Raw genomic sequence first — 19,505 nt, forward strand, 5'->3', positions numbered from 1 at the left:
TTATAACGCAAGTCTCAAACCAAAAATATTTTTATTTTTTTTATTGAGCTTGTGCAGCACGGCGTAATTCTTCCAAAATCACTTCCTTCATTAAGAGCTTACGCTTTTGAGTTTGGATATTAGATTGCGTGATTTTATCTAAATCTGGCCCTTGCGAAACGCCCTCGTTGCTTTCAATCAAAATCTTCAATTCGCCTCTTGCACGAATCACGATATTTTCCATTTCCCGGAACTTCGTCAAGATTTGTTGTTTTTCGCTCAAGTAGTTGTAATTAGGCAATTTTCGAGTAACCACTTTCATCAAGTAGCTCAATTCAAAAATCTTATCACAAGCTGCTCTGAAACGCTCTGCAACGTTGCGTACTGCCAAGTGCGAAGGTACTTTGATGTTTTTCCAGTCGTTGAGCATCACTTTCGCACGCTCGGTTGCTGCAAAAATATCTTTCGATTCTGCCAAGCTTTCGGCTTCTTCCATCATTTTTTGTTGAGCTTCTACACGAGGGTCAACACGTACTTTGATTTGGATCCCTTTCGCAGCACAATATTTTTCGTAATATAATGTAGTGAGTTTCTTGAATCTACGGAACTCATATTTCAATCTTTTCGGTGGTACATCGCCCACATTACGCCATTCTGATTGTAGGCGTTTTAATTCGGCGAATGAAAGCTCCCAGTTACCCATTCTGAATAACATCTCGGCACCACGAACAAGCTCGGCATATTTTTCCATACGCTCGCCAATGATACGATTTTGTTCCTCATAGAAAGCCTTTCTACGTTGATAGAAATCATCTAAAACTTCTTTGAAAGTTTGTTCGATTGATTCCTGATAAGGCTTATCAACTGGACCAGTTCTTATCCAGCGAGTTTTAATGTCTTGGAGTTGCTCCGCAACTATATTCCAATCAACCTCTTCTTTAGCTACCTTAGCTTCTTCAATAAGAGCTTCTTTGATAGCCAAGTTATTGGCTTGATTGCCCACAATTAGACTACGCAGAAATTCCTCTTGCTCATCGAGTGTTTTGAGCAATGGAATAAAGTCGCCGATGCCGTCGAAATTCAGCAAGCGTTTGCGGAGTTGTGTGAGTTTTGTCAAGAAAGAACCCTTATTTTGGGCCTCGGTAATCTCAGATTCCAATTGAGTAACCTTATTTACCGCAATTTGGTAACGGTTAATGAAATACTGGAAAGCCTCTTCTTCTGTGCGTTTAACTTCTCCGATTTGTCGGTCGGGCATATCTAAATACCCTTTCAAGAATACCTTACCGTCTTTTATGTAAGCATATTCGTTTTCTAATGTTACGCCGTTCATAATAATAAATCACATGGCTTGTGAGTCAGGGATGGTGGTTTGTTTGGGTAAAATTCGCAGTTTTTTTGTATAATACAAACAGCTTTAGCGATATTTGCGTAAAAATTTATTAAATGTAGTAAAAAATACCTGATTTAATAGATTTTGATGTGAAATTATTAAAAAATTAACATTAATTTTTGTTTTCAGACCTAATTACAGATTTATTCAACCATGAGCGAACAAATTATCTTTTCGATGGAGCGAGTGAGTAAAATCATTCCACCCAATCGTCAAATCTTAAAAAATATTTACCTTTCGTTCTTCTACGGAGCCAAAATTGGGGTTTTGGGTTTGAATGGCTCAGGTAAATCTACGCTTCTCCGAGTGATTGCAGGCATCGACAAAAACATCAATGGTGATGTGGTTTTCTCGCCAGGTTATACCGTTGGTATGCTTGAGCAAGAGCCAAAGCTTGACCCAACAAAAACGGTTCGTCAGATTGTGGAGGAAGGTGTGCAGGAAATCGTAGATTTATTGAAAGAATTCGACGAAATTAATGAAGCATTCGGCGACCCCGATGCTGATTTTGATAAACTTTTGGCTCGCCAAGGTGAAGTACAAGAGAAACTCGACAACTTTGATGCGTGGGAATTAGATACTCGTTTGGAGCGTGCAATGGACGCTTTGCGTTGTCCGCCAGAAGATGCCTTGGTTGAGAACCTTTCGGGGGGAGAAAAACGTCGAGTGGCACTTTGCCGTTTGCTTTTGAAACAACCCGATGTATTATTACTCGATGAGCCTACTAACCACCTCGATGCCGAGTCGGTGCTTTGGTTGGAAGAACACCTCCGTCAATACAAAGGAACGGTCATTGCCGTTACCCACGACCGTTATTTCTTAGATAATGTGGCGGGCTGGATTTTGGAATTAGACAGAGGCGAGGGGATTCCGTGGAAAGGAAATTACTCTTCGTGGTTGGAGCAAAAACAAAATCGCTTAGAAAAAGAAGAGAAGTCAGAGTCGAAACGTCAGAAAACTTTACAACGAGAATTGGAGTGGGTGAAAATGGCTCCGAAGGCACGTCAGGCAAAATCTAAGGCTCGTTTGGCAGCATACGACCGCATGGTGAGCGAAGACGTGAAAGAAAGAGAAGATAAACTCGAACTTTTCATTCCACCAGGGCCACGTTTGGGTAATAAAGTAATTGAAGCATCGGGCGTGAAAATGGGCTTTGGCGATAAATTATTGTACGAAGACCTTAATTTTAGTTTACCACAAAATGGTATCGTTGGAATAATCGGGCCAAATGGTGCGGGTAAAACAACTTTATTCAAATTGATTACAGGCCAACTTCAGCCATTAGCAGGTACGTTTGAAGTAGGTGAAACCGTAAAACTTTCATACGTTGACCAAGAGCATAATCAACTCGACCCTAATAAATCAGTTTATGAATTGATTTCGGGGGGAAATGATTGGGTAATGCTCGGAAATAAGCAAGTCAACGCCCGTGGATATGTGAGCCGTTTCAATTTCCAAGGTTCTGACCAAGAGAAAAAAGTTGGTACACTTTCGGGCGGTGAGCGTAACCGTGTGCATTTGGCTATGATGCTCAAAGAAGGCGGTAACTTATTGCTTTTAGATGAGCCTACCAATGATTTGGACGTAAACACACTCCGTGCCTTAGAAGAAGGTCTCGAAAACTTTGCGGGTTGTGCGGTAGTTATTTCCCACGACCGTTGGTTCTTAGATAGAATTGCTACGCATATTTTGGCTTTTGAAGGAGACTCTCAAGTATATTGGTTTGAAGGGAACTTCTCAGAATACGAAGAAAACCGCAAAAAACGTTTGGGAACTGATGTGACGCCTAAGCGTATTAAGTATAGAAAATTGCAGTAATTTTTGGTAAAGTTAGGAATGGCATACCTCGCAATTGTTTGTACGGTATGCTATTCTTGTTTACATTGTGATAAGTAAAGATTTGCTTTCTTTTATTTTAAAGTTTTATCATTAACTTTGAATAAAATCTTTCAAAAAATGACTTCAATTCATTTAGATACAAATTCTGATAAATACGTTATTTCAATTGATAAAAAAGCCTTAGATAAAACTTGGCTGATTAAATTAGTTGAAAAACTACGAGTAGAAGAGTTGGCTCAACAATTCGATTTTGATGAAGAAATTGAAGAGTTAGGTGAGCAAATTAAATCAGATTGGTGGAAAAAAAACAAACACCGATTTATCAATGAGTAGTAAGGTTGTAGTTATTGATACGAATGTTGTGTTTAAGGCACTTCGTTTGAAATATTCTTTTATCAGAGAGATTCTGAACCAAGAAGAAATTACCTTTTATGTACCTAAATTTTTGATTGTTGAAGTTTTCAAGCATAAAGAAAAAATTTTGAAAAATAATCAACAGTTAGAAGATGAATTCTATGAATATCTCAATCTCCTTTTAAATCGGATTACTTTCATTAATGAAGATTTTGTTTCGATTGGTAGTTACCTCGAAGCATACCGATTGTGCAAAGAAATTGATGAAAAAGATGTCCCCTTCGTGGCACTAACTATCGAACTTGATTGCGAACTTTGGACATTTGATACGCCAATAATAAACGGCTTAACTGCATTAGGATTTACCAAATTCTTTGAGTTTTAACTGAGGCATATCTTTTAGGTATGCCTCAGTTATTTTATTACTTCCTCGCTTCTCTAATTGCACTTTCAAAGTGCTGAGTTATTTCTTTCACCACATTTTCATCTTTTGTTGCGAGCGTAAATGATGTATGGTTATCTTTATCATCATCTTTTACATTAAATGAGCCACCGATATTATTATCTTTTCCGAAGCCTAAATCTACTTTTACACGGTCGGCGGGTACATCCAATACCAATTCATAATTACCATTTTTTTCTTTTTTGTAACTTACTTTTCGTACGTCTTTTAAAGACCAACTGATATTAAAACCCATCGAAAAATCTTTGTCTTTGGCACTAATGTCCATCAACATTTTGTTTCCTGCAAACGAAAAAACAGGCTTAGATTTATTTCCGTTTACGTTCAATTGTTTGTCATCGTCATTAATAACGAGTTTGTTTAAGTGGGTTGTGAGCCAATCGGTATTAGATTTTAGGGTAGATTGGGCAAAAATAAATGTCGAACAGCCAATCAGACTGAGTGTTAAAAGAAGCTTTTTCATAGTTTTTATAATTTTGTTTGATAAGTAGATGCAAAAAATGACAATGTGGTTGCGTAGCTTTAAGCAAGAAACTTTACTTTTGATAAAAAAACAGAAATTACACTTTATGAAGAAAACATTCCTAACTATTTTCTCTTTTCTAAGTCTTTCAGCATTTGCTCAGAATAGTATTTCTGAACAAGTCTTAAAACACCTCGATAACATTGATACCAATAGAATTAAGGCTCACGTAGCGTATCTTTCAGACGATAAACTTAAAGGCCGTTTACCTGGCAAAGAAGGCTACCAAATGGCCGTTGATTATGCGATTAATCAATACAAAGAAATGGGCTTGAAACCAGCAGGCGAAAAAGGGACTTACACTCAAAAAGTAAAGCTTCGTAAAGCTAAATTAGTAAAAGAAACAGCTAAATTTACGCTCATTCTTCCCAATGGAGAAAAGAAAGAATTATCACTCGGTAATGATTTGTCGATTTATCCACACCCTGAACTAAAAAGTGTCGATTTTAATGCCCCTTTGGTTTTTGTTGGGTCAGGATTTGATGCTCCGCAAATAAATATTGAAGACTACAAAGGTCTTGATGTAAAAGGTAAAATTGTAGTTGTGCTGCGTCGGATTCCCGAAAACTTACCTGCTAACGTAAAGTTACATTTGGGGTATCCTGCTACTATTCAAGCCTTTGCTGCTCAAAACGGTGCAATAGGAGTATTGGTTTGTAATTATACTACCAGTGTTGTGCAGTTTAAAGCTGCTGCCAATAGCATGGTTTCAAATGGTATTTCGGCTTCGGTAACTGCTAAGGGTAAACGTACAAGTTCGGCAAGCGTTTTAGGCGGAAAAATCAAAGTTGCTGGTGGAATTTCGGTGGCGGCTCTACAAGATTTGATGCGTGCCGAAAACAATATGCTTGATAGTACTTGGCAACAACTCGAAAAAGGTAAATATGTAAGTAAAAGCCTTAAAAGCAAAATTTCTGGTCACTATGAAAGCACTTATCAAGATATTGAAAGTTATAATGTGGTAGCAAAACTCGAAGGAACTGATAGAAAACTAAAGAAAGAATACGTAATTCATTCGGCTCACCTTGACCATTTAGGCGTTGGCCGACCAATCAATGGCGACTCAATTTATAATGGAGCTCACGATAACGCTTCGGGTGTGGCCTGTGCTTTAGAAATTGCTCGTTCGTATGCTACTTTACCAACTGCTGATAAGCCTAAGCGTTCGTTGCTTTTCTTATTGGTTACAGCTGAAGAAATGGGACTGCTTGGTTCTGGTTATTTTGCAGCATACCCAACAGTAAAGAAAAGCCGAATCGTGGCCGATATAAATACTGATATGCCTACGTTGCTCGCTCCTTTAGAGTCTGTTGCTCCATTAGGTGCAGAACACAGTAGCTTACAAAAAGTAGTAGAAACGGCGGCCAGTATGGTAAAGTTAGAAGTTGAACCAGACCCAGACCCAAGCGAAGGGCGTTTTGTACGTAGCGACCAGTATAATTTCGTCAAAGCGGGTATTCCTGCTCTTCACATTAAATATGGCTATAGATTTAGTAATCCAAGCTTAAATCTGGCCGAGAAGGTAAAGAAATGGCGTGAAGCTCACTACCATAAGCCATCCGACGAAATCACGAATGGTTTTGTGTGGGCAGCAGGTAAAACGTATGCTCGGGTAAACTTTTTGGTAAGTTATTTAATTGCTCAAACTCCCGAAAAACCAACTTGGAATAAGGGCGATTTTTTTGAAGTAAAGAACTAAGAATGGCTAAGTTTGGCAAACAATTTTTAATTTTCCATTATCAATAAATTATGGCCCATCATTGTTACTTAAACGGAGTTGTTAGTCCAGTCGAAACAACTAATATTCATATTTCAGATTTAGGACTTTTAAGAGGTTATGGTCTGTTCGACTACTTTCGCACGTATAATGGTCGTCCATTTCAATGGGATTTGTACTGGGAGCGTTTTGAGCGTTCGGCAAAGTTGATGCGTTTGCCAAATCCGATTCTAAAAGAAGATGCTTATAAGGTTGTTTTAAGTTTAATTGAGCAATGTGGCTTAGCAGATTGCGGCATTCGTTTTGTATTGACGGGTGGCTACTCAGAAGATAGCATGAAGGTGTCGAAACCCAATTTACTTATCATTAGCGAAGATATTCACCCTGTAAAGCCGCAAGAGTACGAAACAGGCATCAAAGTTATCTCGCATGAATATGTACGTGACTACCCTGATTTGAAGAGTACTGATTACAAACATTTAATGATTCTACAAGCTGATATTAAAGAAGTGGGTGCATCAGATGTACTTTTTCATAAAAGAGGCTATATAAGTGAGCTGAGTAGAAGTAATGTTTTTCTTGTAAAAAATAATGTTCTAATTACGCCAAATAGAAAGATTTTACGAGGAATTACTCGAAAAGTGGTTTTAGATTTAGCCAAAGACCATTTTAAAATTGAAGAAAGAAATGTGGAATTGAAGGAATTATTGGAAGCCGATGAAGTCTTTACGACCAGTTCAACCAAAAAAGTATTGCCAATTACTCAAATAGACAATAAGATGATTGCCGATGGAAAAGTTGGTAAAGCAACCAAATTCTTATTAGATTTAATTAATGATAAAGTAAGAAATTGGTAAGTTGTTGATTGATAGGCAATAAAAAAACCTTGTTCTGATGAACAAGGTTTTTTTATATAACTCAAGAAAAATTATTTCTTAGTTGTATCAGCAGCAGCTGTAGTATCAGTTGAAGCAGTTGTATCAACAACAGCAGTTGCAGTTGAATCAACAGCAGCTACAGTTGAGTCAGCAGCAGTTTCAGTTTTAGAAGTACAAGCAGCTAAAGAAGCTACACATGCTACGAATAAGATTGCGATTACTTTTTTCATTGTCTTTGTTTGCGGTGTTTTAAGGTTTGATTTTAAACGCATTGCAAATTTAAGACAATTTTAAGATAAGATGCAAGGGTTTTCTTAAAAAATATTTAAAATTTCCTTAAATTCTTTTTAAGAAAATAGCTTTTCTTGTTTTTGTACAATTTCAGCGAGCAGAACGGGCTTTGATTTTATCGTAAACACCTGTGCTTCTGAAAGTTAGGAACTTATGTCCGTAAAAGTTGGCCAGAAAACTGAACCCCATACCTACAATATGCGAAAAAGTTTCTCGAAGAGTCAATGAGAAATTAGTGAAATATACATTAGCAATATAATCAAGGGTTAAAGAAGATAATCCTAATTGTATTCCCAATGCTAAAGTAGCAATAATAAAAAATTTCACAGATTCTCGCTTAGTATTTCCAGACTCTTTTGCAGAGAATGCAAAGACTTTCTGTGGTATAAAAGTGATTATTGTAGCAGTCATATATCCTGCAAAAACACTCCATTGAAATGCTGGTTTATCAGCAAAGCCAAAACTCAAGAATAGTGGTTTGTATAATATTCGGGTAAAAAAGTTTGTCCCTGCTCCTAAAACAGCGGTAAGAAAGAATGTGATAAATGACCTTAGTTCTTTATTTTTTATTTTATTCAGTAATTTCACAAATTGATATAGTCCAGTAAGGTTTAAAATATGCTCTATAGGTTAGTGATTTACGGTTTCGCAAATCAGAGCAATTCACGTACCAAGTCAGGAAACAAGCCGAGTAAAATTGAGCCAAGGGTTGTAAACCCAAGAATTATTTTATAAAAAGCACTCAATCGAATATTATCTCCTTCGCCCTCTTTCATATACGCTGCAATAATCGGCTTGAAGTAATAATAAATACCAACCGCTGACATCATAATAGCAAGTACAAGCACCCAAATATGTCCACGTGAGGCTGCATCTGCAAATACATAAAACTTACCCCAAAAACCAGCCGTTAGTGGAATACCAGACAACGACAACATTGAGATTGCCAAAACAGCCGCTAAGAAAGGACTCTTTTTTGATAAACCATTCAAAACCGCAATATTTTCGTTTGGACGGCCATCAACCAAGCGGTCTTTCGATACAATCATTAATACACCAAAAGCACTAATCGTTGCTAAAGCATAAGCTAATGAATAGAATACGATAGAATCACCTGATTTATTGTTTAAACCTACAACTGCGAGCAACATATATCCTGCGTGTGATATACTTGAAAACGCCAACATACGTTTAAAGCTATTCTGAGAAACTGCGGTAATGTTACTGATGAATAAGCTAAGTATAGCCATCGTCACGACCATTACCCACCAGAAACTATACATTGGTGAGAATGATACTTCAAGAATGCGATAAATTGCCGCAAAACCAGCAGTTTTTACAACTGTTGACATGAACGTTGTAAATATCGTTGGAGCTCCTTCATATACGTCTGGTGTCCAGAAGTGGAAAGGTGCTGCCGAAACTTTAAATAATAAGCCAATCAACAAAAATGTAACCCCAACGTATAAAAATACTGGACGAACATCGGTGACTGGTTGTAATAATAAAATGCGAGCATCAGAAATATTAAAAGAATAATTAGCACCGTAAAGCATGGCCATACCAAAAAGCATGATACCCGTAGCAAACGAACCCATCAAGAAATACTTCAAAGCGGCTTCATTTCCTCTTAGATTGCGTTTATCGCTACCTGTAAGAATATACATTGATACAGAAAGGATTTCAACACCCACAAACAACATAATAAGATTTTGGAAGTTTGTCATCATGATTGCTCCTACCAACGAAAACTGCAAAATTGCAAAATATTCGGCTGGTTGAGAATGTTCGTCATCAAGGAATCCTTTCGATAATGCCATCACCAAAAATGCCGAAAGCAAAATGATTGAACTAAATATGATAGAAAGATTACTGGCTTCGAGCATATCGTAGAAATACAATCCTGGGGCATTCCAATCAATAAAGTTTGAGAGAAAGGCAATCGCCACAAAAAGCAAAGAAGCTGGTAAAAGTATTTTCTTTGATTTTAGGAAACCTAAAAACAAGGTAACAAGTCCAGTAACAGAGAGTACGAGTATTGGATACATATTTTATTTGATAAACCCCCAGCCCCTTGAGGGGAGGAATTGAGTTTTATAATATTTCTATTTTTTGATAAAATTCAATGTTTTTGGAGCATTGAAAAACTATCGACCGAATTACTTCATCATCTGTAAAATGCTATTCACAGCGGGTTCGGTGATTTTTAAGAAAACATTAGGGAAAAGACCCATAATCAAAACTACTGCTGCGATTGGCAATAAAACTGCCACTTCGCTGCCACTTACATCTTTAAATTTCGCTGTCACGTCATTGCTTTCGCCAAACATTGAGCGTTGCATCAAGCGAAGCATGTAAACTGCACCCAAAATGATTGTAAGACCAGCAAAACCACCTAACCAGGCATTTTTATCATAAACTCCTTTGAGTAATAAAAACTCTCCAACGAAACCATTTGTAAGTGGTAGAGCAACACTTCCCAACATAATAATCATGAAGTAAATACTCAAAGCAGGTGTTTTTTGTGTAATTCCACCCAAAGCCGTCAAATCACGAGTTCCAGTGCGGTCGTAGATGATTTTCACGATAAAGAATAAACCAACTGCATTTACACCATGAGCAACCATTTGAAGTAATGCTCCTTGAATACCGTTAATATTACCCGATAAAACACCCGCTGCCATTAAGCCCATGTGAGCAAAAGATGAATAAGCAATCAGGCGTTTGATATTGTTTTGCTGAATAGCAATGATTGAACCGTAGATTAAACCAATGATTGAAAGAACCATTCCGAATTGTCCCCAGTTGGCTACACCCACAGGAGCTAAAGGAAGCATGATACGAATCAGACCATAAACCCCCATTTTAGAAAGTAAACCCGAAAGCAACATCGTTGCTGGTGTTGGAGATTCTGAATAAGCATCTGGCTGCCAAGTATGGAATGGAAGCACAGGCATTTTGATAGCAAATGCAATGAAAAATGCCCAGAATAAAAGATTTTGAGCGTTTGGTGAAAGCAACTTAGCGGTTGTAGCCAATTGGTCAATTTCAGCACTTGCTCCTTTCATATATAAATAAACAAGGGCAACCAACATAAACAAACTTCCGAAGATAGTATAAACAAACATCTTGAAAGTGATACGTGGTGCGTCTTTTCCTCCCCAAACAGCTGCAATGAAATAAACAGGAATCAATGCTGCTTCATAGAAGAAATAGAACAAGAAAATATCACGAGCCATAAATACACCCATTAAGGCTGTTTCGGCCAAGAGGATAAGTGCGTAAAAAGAAGCGTGATTTTTGTATGTATGCTTAAATGTTGAAACAATAATAAGCGGTACTAAGAATGCTGTAAGCAATATCAATAAAAGACTGATACCATCAATCGAAACGTGAAAATTGATGTTTAGGTCTTTCATCCAACTGTATTTTACTCCGATAGTTGTTTGAGTACTGAAGGTCGTAAAAGCATAAATAGCAACAGCAAGTGTAGCCAATGATACTACAAGGGCTGTATTTTTTGATGAACCTACGCTACTTCCTTTCAATAAGAGTAGTACAAGACTACCAATGAGGGGTATAAGTATGAGTGTTAGTGCCAACATTCGAAATTAATTTTATTATTATTACTTAACCGTAATTTTTATGAATATCAATAGGTCAGGATTTGACCTAAGTTTTATTTTTTTCCAACAAAAGCCAAGATAGTTTCCAAAACTTGGTATCCGAGATTCATTCCCAAGATTATGGCAATACCGATAACCATCGCAAATAAATAGAATCCTGTTCCACCTGCTTGTAGTTTTCGAGCAACGCCGCTAAATGTATTTACAAAACCACCAACGCCATTTACTGCACCATCGAATCCTTTTGGCTCGATTATATTAGCAAATACATTTGATAAACGTTTCACTGGGTTTACGAAAATTCCCCAGTAAGCTTCATCAATATAATATTTGTTATAAATAGTTTTTTGTAAGCCTGTAATTTCTGAATCTTCGGCAGGAACATTTTTGCTTCCACCAAATTTAGAATAAGCAAAAACGATAGAAACAACTGCGGCTGCAACCGAAATTCCCATCAACATCCATTCGGTTGAATGGTCGATTGGTGTACCGCCAAACTCAGGATTTACAGCTTTCGAGCCTTCATATAATGGGCTCATAAACTCAGCAAGTGCGTGAGGGAAGTGAAAAATTTCAGGCATTCCGATAAAACCACCAACGATTGATAACACTGCAAGTACCATTAAAGGCAATGTCATGCTAAATGGTGATTCGTGTAGGTGATGCTCTTGCTCATGTGTACCTCTGAAACTTCCTGTGAAAGTCAAGAAATACAAACGGAACATATAGAAAGCCGTCATCATTGATCCAGCTACTGCCAACACCCACATGATTTTATTGTGTTCGTAAACGTGTGCTAAGATTTCATCTTTCGAGAAAAAACCTGCAAATGGAGGAATACCAGAGATGGCAATCGTACCGATAAGGAAAGTAATGGCTGTAATTTTGATTTTACCGCCAAGTCCACCCATGCGACGAATATCTTGCTCGCCACTCATGGCGTGAATAACACTACCAGCACCCAAGAATAACAATGCTTTGAAGAAGGCGTGAGTTACGACATGGAAGAAACCCGACGTATAAGCCGAAACGCCCATTGCCATAAACATATAACCCAACTGACTCACGGTTGAGTAAGCCAATACTTTTTTAATATCGTTTTGGAAAATACCAATGGTTGCCGCAAAAAGAGCCGTTGCCACACCAACCCACGCTACTACTTCGAGTGTGCCAGGTGCAAGTGTATAGAGAATATTTGAGCGAACAATCATGTAAAGACCAGATGTTACCATCGTAGCGGCGTGAATCAAGGCCGAAACTGGTGTTGGACCCGCCATCGCATCTGGTAACCAAGTATAAAGTGGAATCTGAGCTGATTTACCCATTGCTCCGATAAACAAGAAAGCTGTAATGGCTACGATTGTAGCATCGCCAACCGAGAAACCCTTTGCTTTGTCGAAAACTTGAAGGTATTCTACTGTGCCAAATTGGTTGATAATCAAGAAAATACCAATCAAAAAGCCTAAGTCACCGACACGGTTCATGATGAATGCTTTGCGAGCGGCATTGCCGTATTCAAAGTTTTTGTTCCAGAAACCAATCAATAAATAAGAACAAAGACCTACACCTTCCCAACCGATAAACATCACAATGTAGTTTGAACCCATAACGAGCAACAACATCGAGAATAAGAATAGATTTAAGAAAGCGAAGAATTTGCCAAAACCTTCGTCATCGTGCATGTAGCCCATCGAATATACGTGAATGAGCGTACCCACACCCGTCACAACGAAGAGCATCAAGATAGAAAGTTGGTCAATTTGAAATGAGAAGTTGATATTGAGCGTTCCGACTGTAATCCAATCAAAAATACTAACGATGATTGGTTGTTGGCCACCTGCAATAAATGCTTGATAAGCTGAAAAAGCTCCAACAAACGAAAGAAGAGCCGCTCCTGTGCCAATCCAACCTGCCAGACCTTTAGATACTTTGCGGAAACCAAGCCCATTGATTAAAAAACCGATGAGTGGAAATAAAGGTATAAGTTTTATTAATAACATATCTTACAAATTATATTTTCAAAGAATAATGATTAATGAAGTATGAAAAACGAAGAGTTGCGTTTTTCATTTCATTGAATCTTACCACTTTAATTTATCTAAAAGACTCACGTCGATTGAGCGAATATTGCGGTAAATCATTACGATAATGGCGAGTCCGACGGCTACTTCGGCAGCGGCTACGGCCATAATGAAGAATACAAAGACTTGTCCCGCTGGGTCTGAACGATACGATGAAAATGCAACCAAAAGTAGGTTTACGGCATTGAGCATTAACTCGACAGACATGAAGATAATAATGGCATTTCGGCGAATAAGAACACCCACGATGCCAATGATAAACAAGATACTGGCTAATAATACATAATTTATTAGGGGTATCTGAAAAATGTCAGGTATTTGGCTTTGCATTTCTTTATCAATTAACAGTTTAATTAATTCTTTCAAAATACGCCTTTGGGGCGTGTGTCTAAGAATATTTCCGCAAAAATAAACAATATTCGTTTTTGTAGTGTGCTTTTTAAGAAAATTGTTGAATGTACCGTGATATTCAGTCTTTTATCTATTTATCAAGCATCATTTTGAGCTTAATCTCAGTTAATTTACGTTTTGTGTCAAGTGGGAAATCTCCGTTTATCATCCAATCGTAATATTGAGGCTCGTTTTTTAATATTTGTTTTACTGGTTTGCCGCTGTGTTTACCAAAATTAAACACGATTTCTCCGTTTTTGTTTAAAGTCATTCGTTGAGCAAAATCAACGATATTTGCCGAAGTAAGTTGGTGCAATACGTCCATGTCATTTTTTACTGGTTCGTATTCTTCACCTTTTTCGTTTTTAATTTTTACTCCTTCGTAGCGTTCTACTTGCGAGCAAAGCACTTCAAGCGTAGCCAAAGTATCTACTTCAGCACTATGTGCATTTTCAAGGCTTTTATTGCAGAAAAATTTGTAGGCTGCTGAAAGAGTACGAGGTTCCATGAGGTGGAAAATACGTTGGGCATCAATTAATTTGCGGTTTTTAATGTCGAAATCAACATCCATTCTCAAAAACTCTTCTACTAACATCGGTACATCGAAGCGATTACTGTTGAAACCTGCCAAATCGCAACCTTCCAAAAACTGAGCAAGAGCCTTGCCAATTTGCTTGAAAGTTGGTGCGTCTTTGACGTCTTCGTCGTAAATTCCGTGGATAAGACTCGTTTCGAGCGGAATCGGAATACCTGGGTTGATGAGCTTAGTTTTTACTTCTACCGTGCCGTCGAGTTTTGCTTTAGCAATACAGAGTTCTACGATTTTATCCTTGGCTACATTTACACCTGTTGTTTCGAGGTCGATTACTGCTAAGGGTTTACGTAGTTTGAGCGAATGAGTGAGCATTTGGGCTAATTTTAATTCAATGTGCAAAGTTATGAATTAAAAAATAATAATAGCCGAAATCAAAGGATTAGATTGTGTGTTGATTTATTAAGCTAATGATTGTAATAGAATTTTCAAAACTTCGTTTATTCCAAAGATTTAGCTTGTTTGTGTAGGTTTTAATAAAAATGAGATTGATAATGTATAAATTTATTCTTTTGCTTTTGCTTTCATTTATGGGTTTTGCTCAACAAAAAGTTTACAGAAATTTGGTAATGGAGGGAGGGGGTATCAAAGGTGTAGCTTATGGTGGAGCATTGATTGAACTTGAAAATCGAGGCGTTTTGCCACAAATTCAGCGAGTAGGAGGGACTTCGGCTGGGGCAATTCAAGCTTGTTTATTAGCAGTTGGCTATTCGGCGGCCGAGATTTCGCAAATTATTGCCGATACGCCCATTGAGACTTTTAATGATGGGGGAACTGTTTTTCGGGCAGGCGAACGTTTCTTGAAAAAATTTGGCTGGTATGAAGGAAAAAGCTTTTTGAATACGATTCAGAAACTTATCGCCGACCGCACCAATAAACCTAACCTGACATTTGCCGAGCTACACGAATTGGCTCAAACTGTACCGTACCGAGATTTATATGTGACGGGAGTAAATCTTTCAAAACAAAAAGTTGTGGTATTTTCGCACGAAACTTACCCTGATATGAGAATTTGTGATGCCGTGCGAGTTTCGATGTCGATTCCACTTTATTACCAGTCAATTTCGATTAACCCTAAAGGGAAAATTATTGAAAGTCCGCTGCCGAGCGATGAATGCGATGTTTTTGTTGATGGTGGACTTTTGATGAATTATCCGATTGAACTTTTTGACCAAACTAAATACTTGAGTACTGCAACTGATAGCACAGTAAACGAACCAGTTTTTAACGAAGAAACTTTGGGGCTACGCTTGGAAAGGTGTGAGCAAATCGACCACGAAACTCGCCTAAAGACAGGTTTTGCCCCTTTTGAAATTCAAGATTTTAAAGGGTATGTTTCGGCTTTGTATAATATCATGACCGAAACCGTGTGCCGACCAAAACCCGAAGATATTGTGCGGACGATTTATATCAACGACTACGACATGAATCCGAAAGTACGAAAACTATCGGAAGAAGAAATCCGAAAAATGATGATTAGCGGCCAACAGGGCGTTGTTGAATTTTTTTATCGTTAAGATTACTTACGATTTCTAAGTTTCTTATCATCAACGGTTTTGTTGAGAAACTGATTGATTTTTTCGATGTCGTAACTCATCTGAATTTCGCCAAAAGAATTGATTTTTATATCGAAACCATCTAAATCTTTGTGTACACGAGGTTTTTCTTCGTTTGGTTTTTCGTCGGTTTTTTTCTTTGCCATGATACTTTTTAATAAATATGTTGGAAATATATACAAAAAAGGGTGAATATCAGAAAATCAATTCACCCTTTTTACTTGATTTAAGATTAACCTAACGCAACAACTGCTTTTTCAATACGTGAAATAACCTCGGCTTTGCCCAAAATCTCCAATGTTAGCATCAAATCTGGGCCTTTTCCTACGCCAGTGATTGCCAAACGGAATGCTTGCATGACTTTTCCTGCCTTGATTCCCGCAGCGTCGAGAGCTGGAAAAATCGTATCGTGGATATTCTGAGAAGTAAAATCTGCATCGCTCATACCAGCAATCGCTTCTTTGATTACACCCATTGCCTTGCGGGCATCGTCATTCCACTTCGATTTGGCAATTTCTTCGTCGTAAACACTTGGTGCTTCAAAAATGAAAGGTACTTCAGTGATAATTTCCTGCGGGAAAGTTACACGGTCTTTCATTAAATTGACCAATTTGACAGCCAGTTCATCAGATAAATCAGTCTTTGATTCTTTGATGATAGCGGCTAATTCACTCTCAGCTTTTGATTTGATATAATGTTGATTAAACCATTTGGCTTTATCAATCATAAATCTTGCACCTGCTTTATGAATTTTATCTAAACTGAATGAAGCAATCAATTCTTCCATCGTGAAAAACTCCTGCTCTGTGCCAGGATTCCAGCCTAAGAAAGCCAAGAAATTGACAACTGCTTCTGGCAAATAACCATCTTGCTTGAAACCACGAGCAATTTCCTGTGTGAAAGGGTCTTGCCACTCCAACGGGAAAATTGGGAAGTTACCCAATAAACCATCACGTTTGCTAAGTTTTCCATTGCCTTCTGGTTTCAAAAGTAACGGTAAGTGAGCAAACTCTGGAGCTTTCCAACCAAAGGCTTTGTATAATAATATATGTAAAGGAGCAGAAGGCAACCATTCTTCGCCACGAATTACGTGCGTAACTTCCATGAGGTGGTCATCCACAATATTGGCTAAGTGATAAGTCGGCATTCCATCTGATTTCAATAAAACTTTATCATCAATCGTTGATGAATGTACCACCACCCAGTCACGGATAATATCTTTGAAGCGAATCTCTTCTTTCAAAGGCACTTTTAAGCGTATTACGTAGGCATCGCCATTGGCAATTCTTGCCTCAACATCTTCTTTCGGAAGCGTGATTGAGTTTTTCATTTGCATTCTCGTAACGGCATTGTAAGACGTATTGTCAACTTTTGCTTCTTCGAGACGCTTACGCATTTCATCTAACTCTTCGGCTGTATCGAAAGCATAATAGGCTTTTCCTTCCGAGATCAGTTGTTCGGCATATTGGCGATACATTGGTTTTCTTTCCGACTGACGATAAGGAGCATGAGGCCCGCCAACGCCTTGACCTTCGTCGATTTCGATACCTACCCATTTCAAGGCTTCCAAAATATAATCTTCCGCACCAGGAACATAGCGAGTTTGGTCTGTATCTTCGACACGGAGGAGCATTTTTCCACCCATTTTGCGGGCAAACAGATAATTATACAAAGCAGTACGAACACCTCCGATGTGCAGAGGGCCTGTTGGACTTGGAGCAAATCTTACACGAACCATATTTTTGTAAAACAACTTTCTAAGTTGTCTGAAATCGTAGAAATTAATTAGAAATAGGCACAAGTTAGAAACTTGTGGTACAAACGGGTCGCAAAATTACAGAAAATTATGCAAGAATTATACTTTCGGCTTTTTATAAAGTGGCACAGTGCTGCAAGGTTCGCCAAACATGATGCTTTGGGCGTACGGACGTAAACGACGAGTAACCTCTACGTATGCACTCGTGGGTACTGCAACTTTGCTGCAACCTTTTACCACCACCCTTGTGCCTTCGTATTCTTGGAAATTGATTTTTGAAAGTGCTTCTTCGTAAAGTTTGGTTTCTAAATCTGCCAAACTTCCAAAAACTACCATGTGAGCATAAGGCTCAACTTGAATTGCCAAAAGCATATAGGCCCAAGTTGGCACAATGGCATCTTCGGAGCAGGTGATGGCTACGTTTTTGCCCGAATATTGGCTCCAATCATGAATTTTGATAAATTCTCTGAAATCTTTTTCTTTCAGAATCAGACCCATAAAAAGATTATCTTTCAAATCATAAACTACTCGTTCGCCTTCGTGGTAATAATCTTCTAAGTCGAGCGATAATAAACCGCTTTTGGCTACTCTATTTACTATTATATCTTCCATATTTTAAGTCTTTGGGAACTTTCCTGTTAAATTATTCAAATTCTTAGTCCGTAGGACTTCTATATTGATAGAATTTGTGATTGTATTAATCTTCAGAATGCCGTAGGTATTCAACTTATTTACTTCCTATTTGTTGAATACCTACGGCATTCTTGTTACACTATTTTGGTTCTATGCTACCGATATGAAAGTCCTATGGACTAAATAGCTTTGAGTAATCTACTATTCCTTTTCAATAATTCACTAACAGGTCGAGATTGTTTATTGCCCGCTTTAATTTCTTTCAATTCGGTCAACCCGTCAACCAAAGCTGGAAGGCAAATATGAATATATTCTTCATTATCATTTGTTATTAAATCAATTACCTCTTTCTGTATTTTTTTTGGTAAAGATTTATAGACCTCATAAAACCCTTGTGCAGTGTTCATAATAATATCTAAGGTTATATTTTGATGTATTTTTTAGAAAACAAATCTCTTATTCAGAAAGTTTAGTTCCCGAATCTTGTTCTTCGTCGGTTTGAGATTCCTGACTTGCTTCTTCTATAACTTCGGGTTCAATAATTATGGGCTTAGGTGTCAGCGGAATCGGGCGGAGGGAAACAAAATCAAAAGCGTTGCTGAGATTCCAAGTACGAATAAAAACTCTGCAAAAGATAAAAAACTGTTGAATAATAAACATCAACCAGATTTTAAAACCCGAAGTCATTCCAATACTTGATTCGAGAAAAAGATAAACCAACATCACTGCGAAGCTAACCACCACCACTGCCCAGTAGATTTGCATGGTTTTGAAATTTCGGAAAACGTATTCGGTTGCTTTCCAAAATGCTTTCCACGGATTCAATAATTCATCTCGGTGCAATAAAACTTTGGCGTAGTCGCCCACATTGAGCAACAATGTAATAATAAAGAAAGCAAAAGCACTCGGAAAAATCATCCACGCTACAAAGGTTGGCTCTGTTTTTCCATCAGCTATTCTTCCAAAAATACTGAATACGATAAAAATGGCTATGAATGCAATGATAAGAAAAACAACTTGAAGTAAAAACAACAAGAAGAAACGGAGGAAATAATGTCCAGAATTTTTCAGAAATTCGTTCAGTTTGAAAGAATTACGAAGTGTAAACTGGCTCAGAATTCCGCCCGAAAAGAAAACATTTAAAGCAATATAAAAACCACTCAAAACTAAGCTAACAGGAAGCATTGAAACCAACGACTTGCCGTTTTTATGCATAAAATCATAGAAAACCGTAAAATCAAAGTCTTTTATTAGCTTCTCAAACGCCAATGATTGTTCAGATTCAGCCTTGATAATGCTAAAGCTCGGAAATGCAATGACAAGCCCCAAAATGAAGTTTACGAGAAATATAACCAAAACTATTTGCCAGTTTTGAGCAGTTCGACGGAAGGCTTGTCTCAGAATTGTAAACATCAGGCAGTGAGTGCTAAAGCA

Annotated in this window: 20 protein-coding genes; 6 read left to right on the plus strand and 14 right to left on the minus strand. The window is 37.8% G+C overall.

The features are described from left to right. Nucleotides 1–40 precede the first annotated feature (40 nt). A complete protein-coding gene (locus tag ABR854_RS15470) occupies nt 41–1,312 on the minus strand; it encodes a DUF349 domain-containing protein (RefSeq protein ID WP_350266320.1) in 1,272 nt (423 codons plus the stop codon). A gap of 213 nt (nt 1,313–1,525) precedes the next feature. Here ABR854_RS15470 and ettA point away from each other — a divergent pair, with 213 nt between their 5' ends. From ettA to ABR854_RS15485, 3 genes are all read left to right on the plus strand, one after another. Further along, a complete protein-coding gene (gene ettA / locus ABR854_RS15475; RefSeq protein ID WP_350266321.1) occupies nt 1,526–3,190 on the plus strand; it encodes an energy-dependent translational throttle protein EttA in 1,665 nt (554 codons plus the stop codon). A gap of 138 nt (nt 3,191–3,328) precedes the next feature. Beyond that, nucleotides 3,329–3,544 (plus strand): hypothetical protein, encoded by a 216-nt coding sequence (locus ABR854_RS15480; protein ID WP_350266322.1) that lies wholly within the window; start codon nt 3,329–3,331, stop codon nt 3,542–3,544. Then, a complete protein-coding gene (locus ABR854_RS15485) occupies nt 3,537–3,950 on the plus strand; it encodes a PIN domain-containing protein (RefSeq protein ID WP_350266323.1) in 414 nt (137 codons plus the stop codon). The genes ABR854_RS15480 and ABR854_RS15485 overlap by 8 nt, the downstream gene beginning before the upstream one ends. 37 nt (nt 3,951–3,987) lie before the next feature. Here the strand turns inward: ABR854_RS15485 and ABR854_RS15490 are convergent, their stop codons facing one another. Then, nucleotides 3,988–4,491, minus strand: a complete 504-nt coding sequence (locus tag ABR854_RS15490; protein WP_350266324.1) for a hypothetical protein — start codon at nt 4,489–4,491, stop codon at nt 3,988–3,990. 106 nt (nt 4,492–4,597) lie between these two features. Here ABR854_RS15490 and ABR854_RS15495 point away from each other — a divergent pair, with 106 nt between their 5' ends. Then, entirely contained in the window at nt 4,598–6,250 is a 1,653-nt protein-coding gene (locus tag ABR854_RS15495; protein ID WP_350266325.1) for a M28 family peptidase, read from the plus strand. A gap of 50 nt (nt 6,251–6,300) precedes the next feature. Next, complete coding sequence (locus tag ABR854_RS15500; protein ID WP_350266326.1) at nt 6,301–7,125, plus strand: aminotransferase class IV; 825 nt, start codon at nt 6,301–6,303, stop codon at nt 7,123–7,125. 71 nt (nt 7,126–7,196) lie between these two features. Here the strand turns inward: ABR854_RS15500 and ABR854_RS15505 are convergent, their stop codons facing one another. From ABR854_RS15505 to ABR854_RS15535, 7 genes are all read right to left on the minus strand, one after another. Further along, on the minus strand, nt 7,197–7,376 hold the full coding sequence (locus ABR854_RS15505; RefSeq protein WP_350266327.1) for a hypothetical protein: 180 nt from the start codon (nt 7,374–7,376) through the stop codon (nt 7,197–7,199). 151 nt (nt 7,377–7,527) lie between these two features. Continuing rightward, a complete protein-coding gene (locus ABR854_RS15510; RefSeq protein WP_350266328.1) occupies nt 7,528–8,025 on the minus strand; it encodes a GtrA family protein in 498 nt (165 codons plus the stop codon). 65 nt (nt 8,026–8,090) lie between these two features. Then, entirely contained in the window at nt 8,091–9,485 is a 1,395-nt protein-coding gene (locus tag ABR854_RS15515; RefSeq protein WP_350266329.1) for an NADH-quinone oxidoreductase subunit N, read from the minus strand. A gap of 111 nt (nt 9,486–9,596) precedes the next feature. Beyond that, the gene (locus ABR854_RS15520; protein ID WP_350266330.1) at nt 9,597–11,042 is read right to left on the minus strand and encodes a complex I subunit 4 family protein; all 1,446 of its coding nucleotides are present in this window, start codon (nt 11,040–11,042) and stop codon (nt 9,597–9,599) included. Nucleotides 11,043–11,116: 74 nt separating this feature from the next. Continuing rightward, nucleotides 11,117–13,063, minus strand: a complete 1,947-nt coding sequence (gene nuoL, locus ABR854_RS15525; protein WP_350266331.1) for an NADH-quinone oxidoreductase subunit L — start codon at nt 13,061–13,063, stop codon at nt 11,117–11,119. Nucleotides 13,064–13,144: 81 nt separating this feature from the next. Then, nucleotides 13,145–13,474, minus strand: a complete 330-nt coding sequence (nuoK, locus tag ABR854_RS15530) for an NADH-quinone oxidoreductase subunit NuoK (protein ID WP_015028326.1) — start codon at nt 13,472–13,474, stop codon at nt 13,145–13,147. A 151-nt stretch (nt 13,475–13,625) separates the two neighbouring features. Continuing rightward, nucleotides 13,626–14,441 (minus strand): exonuclease domain-containing protein, encoded by an 816-nt coding sequence (locus ABR854_RS15535; RefSeq protein ID WP_350266332.1) that lies wholly within the window; start codon nt 14,439–14,441, stop codon nt 13,626–13,628. A gap of 179 nt (nt 14,442–14,620) precedes the next feature. On the opposite strand from ABR854_RS15535, the gene ABR854_RS15540 reads away from it, so the two are divergent. Then, nucleotides 14,621–15,643 carry a patatin-like phospholipase family protein gene (locus ABR854_RS15540; RefSeq protein ID WP_350266333.1) on the plus strand — a complete coding sequence of 341 codons (1,023 nt, stop codon included), beginning with the start codon at nt 14,621–14,623 and terminating at the stop codon, nt 15,641–15,643. Between the two features lie 2 nt (nt 15,644–15,645). Here ABR854_RS15540 and ABR854_RS15545 read toward each other — a convergent pair whose 3' ends face one another. The 5 genes from ABR854_RS15545 to ABR854_RS15565 all read right to left on the minus strand — a co-directional run bounded on the left by ABR854_RS15545 (nt 15,646) and on the right by ABR854_RS15565 (nt 19,484). Continuing rightward, entirely contained in the window at nt 15,646–15,828 is a 183-nt protein-coding gene (locus ABR854_RS15545) for a hypothetical protein (protein ID WP_299421033.1), read from the minus strand. Between the two features lie 86 nt (nt 15,829–15,914). Further along, a complete protein-coding gene (gene gltX, locus ABR854_RS15550) occupies nt 15,915–17,420 on the minus strand; it encodes a glutamate--tRNA ligase (protein WP_350266334.1) in 1,506 nt (501 codons plus the stop codon). Between the two features lie 117 nt (nt 17,421–17,537). Continuing rightward, nucleotides 17,538–18,050 (minus strand): DUF2480 family protein, encoded by a 513-nt coding sequence (locus tag ABR854_RS15555; protein ID WP_350266335.1) that lies wholly within the window; start codon nt 18,048–18,050, stop codon nt 17,538–17,540. 200 nt (nt 18,051–18,250) lie between these two features. Continuing rightward, a complete protein-coding gene (locus ABR854_RS15560) occupies nt 18,251–18,478 on the minus strand; it encodes a hypothetical protein (RefSeq protein ID WP_350266336.1) in 228 nt (75 codons plus the stop codon). A 49-nt stretch (nt 18,479–18,527) separates the two neighbouring features. Continuing rightward, the gene (locus tag ABR854_RS15565; RefSeq protein ID WP_350266337.1) at nt 18,528–19,484 is read right to left on the minus strand and encodes a hypothetical protein; all 957 of its coding nucleotides are present in this window, start codon (nt 19,482–19,484) and stop codon (nt 18,528–18,530) included. Nucleotides 19,485–19,505 lie beyond the last annotated feature (21 nt).

The sequence above is a fragment of the Emticicia sp. W12TSBA100-4 genome, from assembly GCF_040253585.1.
Classification (GTDB): domain Bacteria; phylum Bacteroidota; class Bacteroidia; order Cytophagales; family Spirosomataceae; genus Emticicia.